The sequence below is a fragment of the Sphingobacterium cellulitidis genome (assembly GCF_043187465.1).
GTDB lineage: Bacteria > Bacteroidota > Bacteroidia > Sphingobacteriales > Sphingobacteriaceae > Sphingobacterium > Sphingobacterium cellulitidis.
The window spans coordinates 4,478,055-4,491,201 of record NZ_CP171136.1 but is presented as its reverse complement, the minus strand read 5'-3'; the positions used below and the strand labels follow the sequence as shown (position 1 = coordinate 4,491,201).

Annotated in this window: 8 protein-coding genes; 3 read left to right on the top strand and 5 right to left on the bottom strand. The window is 36.1% G+C overall.

Features of this window, described 5'->3' with window-relative positions:
- Positions 1-12: 12 nt before the first annotated feature.
- The 5 genes from ACF3OC_RS19440 to ACF3OC_RS19420 all read right to left on the bottom strand — a co-directional run bounded on the left by ACF3OC_RS19440 (position 13) and on the right by ACF3OC_RS19420 (position 6,695).
- Entirely contained in the window at positions 13-3,399 is a 3,387-nt protein-coding gene (locus ACF3OC_RS19440) for a TonB-dependent receptor (RefSeq protein WP_318271549.1), read from the bottom strand.
- 140 nt (positions 3,400-3,539) lie between these two features.
- Positions 3,540-4,697 (bottom strand): FecR family protein, encoded by a 1,158-nt coding sequence (locus tag ACF3OC_RS19435; protein ID WP_094258407.1) that lies wholly within the window; start codon positions 4,695-4,697, stop codon positions 3,540-3,542.
- 67 nt (positions 4,698-4,764) lie between these two features.
- Positions 4,765-5,310, bottom strand: a complete 546-nt coding sequence (locus ACF3OC_RS19430) for an RNA polymerase sigma-70 factor (RefSeq protein ID WP_094258406.1) — start codon at positions 5,308-5,310, stop codon at positions 4,765-4,767.
- Positions 5,311-5,452: 142 nt separating this feature from the next.
- Complete coding sequence (locus tag ACF3OC_RS19425) at positions 5,453-6,139, bottom strand: hypothetical protein (protein WP_141202143.1); 687 nt, start codon at positions 6,137-6,139, stop codon at positions 5,453-5,455.
- A gap of 4 nt (positions 6,140-6,143) precedes the next feature.
- Entirely contained in the window at positions 6,144-6,695 is a 552-nt protein-coding gene (locus ACF3OC_RS19420; protein WP_094258404.1) for a hypothetical protein, read from the bottom strand.
- 164 nt (positions 6,696-6,859) lie between these two features.
- Here ACF3OC_RS19420 and ACF3OC_RS19415 point away from each other — a divergent pair, with 164 nt between their 5' ends.
- From ACF3OC_RS19415 to ACF3OC_RS19405, 3 genes are all read left to right on the top strand, one after another.
- Positions 6,860-10,198, top strand: coding sequence for a DEAD/DEAH box helicase (locus tag ACF3OC_RS19415; RefSeq protein ID WP_094258403.1), 3,339 nt, complete (start codon positions 6,860-6,862; stop codon positions 10,196-10,198).
- Positions 10,199-10,242: 44 nt separating this feature from the next.
- Positions 10,243-10,566, top strand: a complete 324-nt coding sequence (locus ACF3OC_RS19410) for a hypothetical protein (protein WP_094258402.1) — start codon at positions 10,243-10,245, stop codon at positions 10,564-10,566.
- 562 nt (positions 10,567-11,128) lie between these two features.
- Entirely contained in the window at positions 11,129-13,105 is a 1,977-nt protein-coding gene (locus tag ACF3OC_RS19405) for a sensor histidine kinase (RefSeq protein ID WP_094258401.1), read from the top strand.
- Positions 13,106-13,147: the final 42 nt, after the last annotated feature.

Here is a 13,147-nt window from a genome sequence, read left to right as displayed (position 1 = left end):
CTTTTGTTTAGGTTAGAAATTGGCGCTTACTCCGAAAGTGAATGAACGCATAGATGGATAGGAGTTAAAATCAAGCCCTGCCCCGGCATTCGCAGTTTGGGCATTGCCACTGTATTTCACCAAACCATCATTTTCATAAGCCTTGGTATCAACTTCTGGATCCCAACCACTGTATTTACTGATTGTAAATAGATTTTCACCCATTGCATATATTCTTAATGAACGGATTGCTTTGGTCTTAAATGGAACAGTATAGCCTAAGGTTACACTACGAAGACGTAAGAAAGAAGCCTTCTCGATGAAATGATCATTGATATAGCCGCCATATTTGGAGAAGAAAAATCCGTTTCTAGGAAGATCAGTCTCTGTATTTTGAGGAGTCCAACGGTCTAAAGCATCAGCAGTACGCTTCCATTCCATATTCATCCTTGTCATGTTCAGTAAATCATTACCTAGATTTCCATAAATAAATGCTGTAAAATCAAAGTTTTTATAAGATAAATTATTAGTGAATCCGAATGTTAATTTAGGATATGCCGAACCAATAATAGAGCGGTCAGCCGCGCTAATTGTTCCATCACCATTGACATCCTTAAATTTTGGATCCCCTGGTTTTGAATTTGGTTGAGGCGCATAATTTTCTCCTTGCTGAATGACTCCCAAATAAGTGTATCCAAACAATGAACCTAGGGGTTGTCCTTCACGGATAATCGCATAAGCTTCTTCCGAAACAGTTCCTATAGGTTTGGATGAGGTTAATAAGATGTCGTTCTGACCTCCCAAGGATAGAACCTTGTTTCTGTTCATTGAGATATTTAGTTTACTATCCCAAGTGAACTCACCTACAAAGTTCTTGCTAGATAAAGCAAATTCTAAACCTTTATTTTCTACGGAGCCAACATTACTTTGACCAGAAGCATAACCTGTATAATACGGTAGATTAACTTTAATCAACAAATCAGAGGTCTTTTTGTAGTAAGCATCCACTGTGAGGGACAAGCGATCATTAAGGAATGACATGTCTACTCCTGCATTGAATTGGGACGTTGTTTCCCAACGTAATTTTGTGTTTTCTGGTGAATTAGGATTTAAGGTAGTTCCAGAGGTATTGGTTTTCCCATCAAAGGTATAATGAGAATTTCCAACTAATCCGTAAGAAGCGTAATCTGCAATTCTTTCATTACCCGTACGACCATATCCTAATCTGAATTTTAAATCATTAAAGAAGGTTTGATCTTGCATAAATGATTCATTGATGACTTTCCATGCAAAAGCTGCCGAAGGAAAAGTTCCCCATTGATTATCAGATCCAAACCGAGAAGACCCATCGCGACGAACAGTTGCCGTCAATAAATATTTATCTGCAAAAGAGTAATTTACCCTTCCGAAGACGGATGCCATCATATTTTCAGAGCGATATGAATTCACTCCAGTAATGGTAGATGCAGCTCCTAAGTTGTAGTATTTGAATAAATCAGTTGAGAAACCATAGACATCAATTCCTTTTCTATTGTTCGTGAATTTTTCATAAGCATAACCCAACATCGCACTGAAATTATGTTTTTCGTTGAAGGTTTTGTTATAAGTAACGAATAAGTCAAATAGATTATGGGTTAAGCTGTAATCAGCAACTCTTGCTACCCCATTATCTATACTCCCCTGGTATGAATCACGGCTTAAATAGGAGCCAAGTTCATCCTTAGTGATTTCTGTCCCAGCATCCATTCGAATGGTAATATCCTGAATAGGTTTTACCTCCAAGAACAGGTTTCCATTTAATTTATCACGTTGTACATCATTTGTTCTAGACATCAAGTTCGCTAAAGGATTGTCCCCTTTTCCTCCTGGAGGGCGACCAAAGCTTCCATCAGCATTAAATACCGGGACAGTTGGGTCGTATGTAAGAATTCCATAAAGTACATTTGAATTCAAAATATTACCATCATATAACTGAATGTTGGAGTTTTCTCTTTGTGCGAAAATTGTTGCACCGGCCTTGATATAATCATTGACGGTTTGATCCACATTAACCCGACCTGAAATACGAGAGAAATCAGTGTTCTTTAAAATTCCTGCTTGATCAAAATATCCAATGCTACTTAGAACCTTAGTTTTCTCCCCACCACCAGTGAATTGAAGGTTATGACTTTGTAAAACCCCTCGCCTTGTTGTTGCCTCAATCCAATCTGTATTCACATCTGATTGTAGCTGAGACTTGGTGTAAGCTCCGTATTCTTGGTTTTCTTGTCCGTCAATCTCTTTGTATAAAGCATTCGCAAGCAACATATAATCCTGGCTATTCAACATATTGAATGGATTAAAAGGTTTCTGAGTGCCTACATAACCTGTATATGCAATGTTATTTTCTCCAGCTTTACCGCGTTTGGTAGTAATCAATACAACACCGTTTGCACCTCTGGAACCATATATTGCAGTAGCCGATGCATCTTTTAGAATCTCCATCGAAGCGATATCGTCCGGATTAATATTGACCCCATTATTACTTGGGAAACCATCAATTACATATAGTGGCTCGTTTGTACTACTAATGGAGTTTACACCGCGGATTCTGATAGAAATACTGCCTCCTGGGGCTTTGGAATTTTGTGTGACAACAACCCCTGCGGCTTTTCCTTGTAGGGCTTGGCCAACATTGCTGACTGCTCCCCCTTTTGTAAGTTCATCGCCTTTTAAGGAAGTAATTGAACCGGTTAAATCGCCCCTTCTTTGTTGTCCATAACCTACCACTACGACTTCTTCTAGATTAGCCTCTGAAAACTCAAGCTTAATCTCTACAGGGGATGAAGAATAAGGTATTTCAACAGAATTGTAACCCAGCATCCTAACACCAATTACCGCCGAACTACTGGATACATTTAAAGTAAAGTTTCCTTGTGCGTCAGATTGCGCAGCATTGGATGTGCCTTTTTCTGTTACAGTTGCACCAGGGATAGGAGAGCCGGTTTGCGCATCTACAATTTTACCTTTTGCAGTAAGTTGCTGATTTACAACTGAGGTCGTGTTGGTTATCGAACGTATTCCGTCTCTAACAACCACAGTATTCTCATGAATTGTAAAGTCAAAATTGTTTTCTTTAAGTAATTTGTTTAGTGAGGTTTTCAAGGTCACATTTTGAAAATCAACATCAGATTTGATGTTGCTCAATAGCCCTTCTTCATAGATAAATCTATAACCGGTTTGTTTCGTTATGGTTTTTAATGCCTGCTCTACCTTTAGGTTTTTACCTTTCAAAGTAATCTGAGCATTGGTAGAACCATATGAAACCATGAAAGATGCTGCTAATAATAGTCCGGTAAGTTTCATTTTAATTAGATTGTTCAAAAGCCTGTCCTTATCCTTGAAGCATAGGATTCCTTTTGAATAAAAAGATTTATTCATAATTTGCTGAAGATTTAATGGTTTTTAATAAACTATGTAAACTAAGCAGGGGTATTGCAGTACCTCTGCTTTCTTATTTTATTTTGGTTATTGTTGTTTTTTAGGCCCTCCTTGTTTTAGGTTTATTTGGGGAGTTTTCTTTATTCAATAATTAAAATATCCTCCTCAATTTTAAAATTATAATTAGTTAGATCTTTCAGAACGTTACAAACTTCGGCTAGTGAAGAGTGCATTGAAATACCACCAAAGTATCGGGTTTTATTAATTTTCTTTTCATATTTAACCGTGACCCCATACCATCTCACTATTTCGTCTAAAATTTGATTTAAGTTTTTGTTATCAAAATAGAAGTAACCGTTTTTCCAAGCTGTTGCTTCTTCAATATTTTCGATTTTACTACGAGTAAAAGTCTGATTCTTATATTCCACCTGTTCTCCGGCATCTAAATGCAATTCATTTGGCTTTTCAGACACTTTTACCTTTCCTTCTATTAGCTTTACAAATAGCTCCTTAGAATAGGAGTCAACATCAAATTCGGTACCTACAGCCTGTACAGAAACTCCATTGCTTTCAACAATAAAGGGTCTTTTCGAATCTTTTGCAACAGCAAAATAGGCTTGGCCTTCTAAAATTACCCTTCTTTCATGTTTGCTAAAGTTTGCCAAATATTTCAGTTTGGAATCTGCATTGACCCAAGCTTTAGTTCCATCACTAAGCACCACCTCGTAAGTCGATCTTTTTGGGATCGTAAGTGTATGAAGAGGGTTTTTTGATTTATCAATTGAATTATAGCTTAGTGTTTTTGTGTTTGCAATTAATCCATTATTAAGGATTAAACTGTCTTTAATATCATTTAAAAAAATTGATTCAGAACCTTCAATCTCTAATACAGCACCAGATTTTCCAGGAAGAATATCATTTTTCTGACCATAAACTTTATCCTCGACTATATAATCTTTACTTGGTTGCCTTTGTAATAAAAAGAAACCAATTAGAAGGATAGCTGCTGAGGATAATATCCATGTCACGGTTTTAATGGAAACAATCTGTTTCTTGTTTTTATAAAGTGCAGAATTGTTTGCTCTAAACTTCTCTAACTCCTTATCTACATCAACATTATGCACTTGATAAGGTATTTCAAGAAAACCATCCTGAATCACTTTTTCTATGTATGATTTTGAATCTGGATATTTTGCCAGCAACTCCTGTAACAAGGCTTCCTGAGACGATGTTAGTTCATTGCCTTTTACTAATTCTGCAGCCAATTCTGCTAAAAGAATTTTGTCCTCTGATATCATAATTCTTCGTTAAGTAACTTGAGAGTGAAAAAAGGGTGAAAGAAAAAATAATAAATTTTATATTATCCTATAAGTTGCTGTAAATCAGCCACAATAGTTTTGCAAAAAGTAGGAAAGAAAATTCCATTAAGAATTTAGATTTCAAATACTTCAATGCTCTTTGCCTTTGGGTTTTAATGGTGTTTATGCTTACATCTAATTCCTCGGCAGCTTCTTCATAGCTTTTTTCTTCTAGATAAATCAATTCGCAAATGCGTTTGCATTTTTTTGGTAGATTGGATAGTTCTTTATGGAGTTCGCCAAATATTTCTGCTTTAATTAATCCTTCTAAGTAGTCTGATTTATCTACTTTTTCATGGATTAATGTATCATTTTGTATTCGCTGTCCAATAGATCTTCTACGAACGTGATTTAAACAAATGTGTTTTACTGAGCTGTAAAGAAAACTTTTGATTGTTACTTCAGGTTTATTGAGTATTTCTTGGTTTTGAGATAATACAATAAAAGCCTCCTGTACCATATCTTCTGCAACACCTTCAGACCCAATTATGGTGTGTGCATACGAACATAGTCGAATAAAATAGTCCTTAAATATTTTATCAAATTGTTCCATAATAGCTATGAAAAGATATTAATGATGGCTCAAATAGGTAAGTTTATAGCTACTAATTTAGGATAGATTTTTGATTTTTATATATTACCAGAATAATAAGTTAACTTTTGAGTGGAAAGTAGATGGCGGTATAGGAAAATTTTTACCTCCTAGAAGTTTCATTCCCATTCACATCAAAATATAAATAGAGGTCTTTTCTAGAACCTGCAATTGATGAATACCAATTCGTATTAGAAATTCCTGCGACTTGCATGTGAGTAAAATAGATATGATCTGAAGGGACGCCGCCCTCGATGTTTTTTGCCTCTTCTTCCATAGTTTTTTGGATACTGTGGGCTACGGAGAACTTTAATTTATCTAGGGGAAACAGGAAATCTATCATTTTTATATTGCCTGATATCTTTACTGGGGTCGGATCATTCCATTTTTCATTTGCATAAAGATAACTATCAATATTCTCAGGGATGTTCGGATCCTGAATTTTGATAGTTATTCTTCCACCTTGGAAATCATAGAAATATAAATCCTGATAAACATTGACTTTCTTACCTTTTAAATTAGGCATATTCATAAGCTCAGCCTGTATTTGGTCCAGTTTTTCAGGACTTGCATAGATGCTGGTATAATTTTTCTTTTGAGGATCGGATGATATTTCTGTAGTAACGATTGTAGTAGTACTACTCATGGTTCCTTGGTTGTCATTAGAATCACTGTTTTCTTGAGATTTCGGGTTTATCGTTTCTTCATAGCTTTTTTTGATCTGCTGACATGCTGAAAAAGTACTAATGAGAACCAACAGGATAAAATATAGCGTATAATTTATTTTCATTTTCTTATTCATTTGGCTCAATAATATTAGGGTTTTGCGCATCATAGAGGATATTAATCTTGCTTCCAACGCTAATACTTGAAAGATTCAAAATACTATATAGCTTTTTGAAAGAGGCGATAATAGTTTTGTTATTGTCTAAAAACTCTACGGTAATTATTATTTGTGGAAGATCATTAACAGTTAGACCTGTTTCTTGGCTATTGACAATAGTGGCTTCAACAGCTTTTCCATAAAGCAATAAGCGGTCAGAAGAAGCGGGTTTTGCGATAAATGATTGCATAAAAATCATAATCAATAAGTAGATTAAGCCCATGATTGGGGAGATGACATATGGGTGCCAGAAAGCCAGATATCGCCAGCCGGCACCTCGACTTTCGTATAGGTATCCATAAATCAAGAGACGATTATAATTGTATTTCCAGTCACCCTGATTAGAATGAATTAATATGGGGAGGCCAAAGGCCATCAAAATTGCGAAGATGGTCCAGAATGTTATGCCTGGGGTGGATTGGCCAATTAATGACGCTGGAGATCTGCCGTTTAAGTTGCTCATTTAAAATACAATATAAATAAAATTTACTCAGACTGTAAATAATATTTAACGATTCAATAGATTATTAATTATTCTGAATATTTAGGTTATAAAAATGAGAAAATCCATAGTGGAAAGATCAAATTTTCGTATTCTTACTTTTTGTAATTAACAGCATTTATTTGATGAATTTGCCTAAGGAATTTATCCTTCCAAATACTAATTTCAGTACACTTTCCGTATTCGACATCTTAAAACATGTGGAACGAGCAGGGTTTATTGATAGTAGGGACTATAAGCATATTTTCCCTATCAGTTTGGAATTAAATGCAGGTGTTTTTACCAAAACGGGAGGTTCAGTAGACTATCCCGTGGTAAATATTATTCAGTCGCGAGATAACATTACAACAAGCTGTACTTGTGGGAATCAATCTCAATGGCTCTGCGAACATCAAGGGGAGGTAATCCATGCGATATTAAAGGAAAGAGAATTCAAAGCTTTCTTTGATGCAGGATTTCGTTTGTCCTTACTGAAGGACTTTGCTAAGCCTTATGGCTTGGAAAATGAGCCTGATCTAGATTCCTATTTTGTACTGAAATTTGAAAATTCAAAGCTTATTATTGAACCTCGTATAAAGGAGTTGATTCCTTATGATGAGCAATTATTAAGTAATAAACTTATACCTAAACAAGTCTCACGATTCAGAAACTTACCCGAAGAAACTGCGGGGAAAGAGCAGATTTTGGTTCTTGGAAGACATCGGTATTATACTCAACTGAGTTTTCTGTTAATGGAAGCAGAGCATACTAAATCTGGAAAGATTAAGAACCCAGTAGAGAATGTAGATTTACAACCATTAATATGGAAGACTGATGACCCTAAAGAGATAAAGTTTTATACCGCAATTCAGTATTTTCAAAATAAGTTTACAGAAGATGAGGTTGAAACTGATGCTGAAGCGTTGAAGTTGATTATTAAAAATCCATTGGCATTAAATGTCTTTTTACATGACCGGAAAGTTTCTGAAACGATATCTTCGAAATCATTAATTCCAATTCACCTAGAAATATTAAAGACGGAGATAAAACTGAATGTTTTTAAAAAAGAGCCATTCTATGAAATTACAGGGGAATTGTTTTTCAATGACATCAGTTTACCTTTTAATCAGCTGAATCTTCGAAACGACTATTTTATTTACTATCGTAAAGGTCTTTATTTCATTGATAATCCAGATTTATTGAAGCTTATCAAATTCTTTAAATCCAATAATGAAATTCTGATTCTCCATTCTACAAAGTATGAAGAATTTGCCGAAACGATTCTTTCACCGCTAGAGGAGATTGTTCATGTGAATTATAGTTACATCCGTGAAGCTAGCCCGGCGCAGCTAAAAGAGAAGCAATATCTACAGAAAAAAATCATTTACCTACAGCAAGAAGGGAATTACATCGCAATCACTCCAGTAATGAGGTATGGTGAGATAGAAGTACCTACTTATTCCAAGAAACAGTTGTTTGATACCGATCAAAACAACAATGTATTCAAAGTTCAGAGGGACTATTCTGCAGAAGATAGTCTGGTTTCCAGTATCATGGGTACTCATCCTGATTTTGTAGAGCAGATTGATGATGCTCAATATTTTTATCTGCATAAGAACAGGTTTGTTGACAATGATTGGTTTATCAATGCATTCGAATATTGGCGGGAAGAAGAAATTGAAATTCTTGGTTTTAGTGAAATCAAAAACAATAAAATAAATTCGCATAAAGCGAAGGTCAGTATTGAAATTATCAGTGGGATAGATTGGTTCAATGCCAAGCTAAAGGTGGGCTATGGGAATCAACAGGCATTACTTCAGCAGATCCATCGGGCAATCCGTAATAAGAGTAAATATGTAATATTAGGTGATGGTAGTCTTGGTGTTTTACCTGAGGAATGGATTGAGAAAATTGCGGCTTACTTTAGGGTAGGAGATGTAGAACAGGACATGATTACTATTCCTAAAATCAACTATTCGGAGGTTTCTGAAATATTTGAAGATGAATTGTTGAGTGAGGAAGTAAAGCAAGAGATTGAACTGTTGAAAAGTGACTTTTCGAGAGAAATCCTTGCAGTAGATGTTCCAATTCCTAGGGGTCTAAATGCGGAGCTCAGGGAATATCAGCATCAAGGTTTAAATTGGCTCTCTTTTTTGGACCAGTATAATTTCGGAGGTTGTTTGGCAGATGATATGGGTTTAGGTAAAACCCTTCAAATTATAGCTTTTATATTATCACAGAAAGAAAGGAAAGGTTTCCAGACTAATTTAGTCGTTGTACCCACCTCGCTTCTGTTCAACTGGGAGGAGGAAATTTCTAAGTTCGCGCCTAGCTTAAAAATATGGAAACATTATGGGGCCGACCGAGAAAAGAGTCATCGTAAATTCGCTGATTATGATGTGGTTTTAACCAGTTATGGAATTTTATTGTCGGATATTCGATTCCTTAAGGAATTCACGTTTAATTATATTTTCTTGGATGAATCGCAGGCGATAAAGAATCCGAATTCAGAACGATATAAGGCCGCCAGATTACTGAAAGCAAGGAATAGGGTTGTTTTGACAGGAACTCCCGTTGAAAATAATACCTTCGACCTCTATGGACAGCTTTCCTTTGCCAATCCAGGGTTACTGGGGAGTAAACAGTTTTTCAAGGATACCTATGCCATTCCAATTGATCGGTTTCAATATAGTAAAAGAGCAATTGAACTTCAGGAAAAGGTGAAACCCTTTATTTTAAGAAGAACCAAAAAGCAAGTTGCCAAGGAGCTCCCTGAAAAGACTGAAATGCTTATTTATTGTGAAATGAATAGTGAGCAAAGGAAAATCTATGAAAGCTGGGAAACAGAGCTAAGGGAGTACATCTCTGCTATTGAAGAAGAGGATATCAAGGATAAAAGTATGCATGTTCTGACCGGCTTAACTAAGTTAAGACAGATTTGTAATTCTCCCGTTCTATTAAAAAGAGGCTATTCAGACGTTGGTTCAGTTAAGATTGAAGTGATTCTGGAACAAATAGAAAGTAAATCAAAAGAACATAAGATTTTGATTTTTTCGCAGTTTGTAGGGATGTTGGATTTAATCAAGAAAGAGCTTGAACTAAGGGGTATTCCATTCGAATATCTGACAGGACAGACTAAAGACCGCGGCGAAAAGGTTCATAATTTTCAAAACAACAGTGATATTAGGATCTTCCTAATCAGTTTGAAGGCTGGTGGGGTAGGTTTAAACCTGACAGAGGCTGATTATGTTTACCTGGTTGATCCTTGGTGGAATCCGGCTGCGGAGAATCAAGCAATCGATCGCTCATATCGGATAGGTCAAACCAAAAATGTCGTTGCGGTACGGTTGATCTGTTCAAATACCATCGAAGAAAAAATATTAAAACTTCAAGTGCGGAAAACCCAATTAGCACAAGATTTAATCCAAACCGACTCCTCATTTTTTAACTCCTTATCCAAGGAAGAATTGCTGGGAATTTTATAGTTTGCTTAAAAGCAATTAATATTAATTAAGCAGAAAATTCTATTATGCTGATTTTTTTGTTGCAATTGGTCATATATATAGAGAATTTCAACTTATCAAATGGAGCATCTCAGACTTTCGACAATATTCCACCTACTGATTATGGATTTATCTTTGATGTTTATTACTTAGATAATTCATTGAACTTAATCATTAATGGAGAACCTTTATTAAAACGAGAGTTTTGGCAAGAGAATAATCAAGGAACCGCATCCAACCCTAATTGGGTACAGAAAGATTATACTAATCAGGGTTATGACTTCCAATTTGTGGATAAGCATGATGATGTGCCGCCATTGGTTCAGAATTTAAGATTTGCAAGCGATTAAGCGAGATGGGGTATACCAGGAACTAGCTCAACAGGGAATGATGTAGATTTTATCTACTTCCTGAAAGGTGATGCTGAACGTCCGATTTTCAGAATTCATATTCTTCAAAATGGACAAATAGAATTGCTTGGTAGTCGTGGAAATTATGGCCCATTGGAGCCGCTTGAGATCTTCGGTACAAGAAGAGGCCCAATCGTCAATAATGACTTTAAAACTAAAATAAGGTATTATTATAGAGCTTTTTTAAATCCAGAAGTAGTCTGGAATACTACAGGCCCAATAAAGTTGAAGCAACACAGGTTAACTCGGGTCCTACCAATATGAAGGGTGTAGCATATGGACGTTCAAGAATGGATTGTCCTCAATAAACAATATAAAAAATACGCAAGATGTCCTTCGCTCATTTGGACATTAAATAAATGAGCGCCTGATAATACAACCATAACGTACATTCTATTTTTAGAATGGGCGTTTTTTTATGCCTAAAACCTATTGAACATTTCCTTAGAATTCAATAACTTAGCTTTCGCAACAAATTAAACTGACACACTTATTCTATTTTATGAAATACCTATTCCTCCTGTGTTGCCTGCTTTGTTGGGGTTTACAAGGCCACGCTCAACTTTCAATTAAAATTTACGAAGATAAAGATTACCTGCAAACGCTTGAAAAAAGACTCAAAGAGGCTAAAACTGATAGCGCTAAGGCGATGAATGCATTTAGATTATCGTATTTCTACAAAAAGTATAGAAATATGGAACTCTCTAAACAGCGTTTAGAGGAAGGATTACGCTATTCGAACGGGAATAATCTTTTACTAGGCTCCGGGAAGTACTATCAGGCATACTATGACCTTGGCTTGGCAGACATAGCAAAGATTGATTCTCAATTAATCGTGGCTGATAGTCTCTTAAAAACAGTAAATTCTGAGGAGTCTAAGAAAATACAGAGTGGTCTTTGGTTGATACGAGGGACAATTAAACAACTACAAGGAAATGAAAAAGGAGGGATGGATGCCTATATAAATCATGCATTGCCTTTGGCAAAAGAGTCCAAGGATAAGTTTAGCGAAGGAAATGCCAGCAAATTTGTTGGCATCAGTTTATTGAATGCTTCGGAAAGAGAGAAAGCCAATGAATATCTAAAGGATGCTTTGTTGTTATTTAAGGAAGCCCCCAGCGAGAGTGAGGTCGCCAAATTAGAAGGAGTAATGGAGGTCACTATAATTCTAGCTGAGAATAATCTGTATCTAAATAATCTAAAAGAGAGTAAGACCTATCTGGATGAAGCTTATTCGGTTTTAAAGAATTACCCTGAATCTAATGTTTTATTGTTTTATTACTATCCAGAAGGGGTTTATTATGAGAAAACTGGCGATTATGAATCAGCAATCAGGAGCTTTGACAAGGCAATTGCTTTCCAGGGCGGGGTAACCGAAAACTTTTATATCAACAGGGCAAAGTTCGCCAAATTTGAAACCCTTAGAAAAACAGGACGTTATAATGAGGCAATCGTGGTGATGCAGGATTTATTAAAAAGTACAATCTTACTCCCTTCAGATCGTAATTCCTATGCCAATTTACTAGCTAATACCTATGCGAAAACGGGGAATATGAAAGCTGCCTTTGAATGGTCTCAGAGGTATATTTCTGTCAGCGATAGCTTGCATGCGGCCGATTATAAGAAAGATATGCTTGATATGGAGAATAAATATCAGTCTGTTGAAAAAGAGAAGCAGATCAATCAACTGCAGGCAGAAAAGCAAGCCGCAGAATTGGTCCAAAAAAACCAAAGGCTATGGGTTTTGCTGATGTCTGTTGGAGCGGCAGTCTTTTTATTGGGCTTTTTATATTTAAATAATATCCTGAAAAATCAAAAGATAGCAAACGAGTTCAAGTTCAAAGAATTGGAGCAACAGCGGGAGTTACAGGTAACCAAGGCTTTTTTAGAAGGTGAGGACAAGGAAAGACAACGAATTGCGCAGGATTTGCATGATGGGCTTGGAGGGGCATTATCGGGAATAAAAATGAAACTCTCCGGAATTCAGACACAGTATCAAGAAACCGAAATAGACCAAACGGTCGATCAATTGGATAAATCCATTGTAGAATTAAGACGCATTGCCCATAATATGATGCCGACCAATCTATTGAGTAGCGGCTTAAATGTCGCATTGAAAGACTTGTGTACGGCATTATCCAACCCTAATGTGGAAATTGAACTCAAAACCGAAGGGCTTGATACCGCATTGAATCAACATTATCAGGTGAATATCTATCGTGTCATTCAGGAGTTGCTAAGCAATGCGTTGAAGCATGCCAATGCCAACCATATTTTGGTTCAGTGTATACAAAATGAAGATCAAATTCTTATAACGGTTGAAGATAATGGGAGAGGTTTTGATCTTTCTCGTGCTCAGGCCTCAAAAGGAATGGGACTGAGTAATATTCAAAACCGAGTAGATTTGATGAGAGGGGCTTTGGATTATGACGTCATGCCTGGAGAAGGGACAATTGTCAATATTGAATTATCCGTTTAGATCAGAACTTTCGTTTTCGGTAAACCAACTTTTATCTTGTTC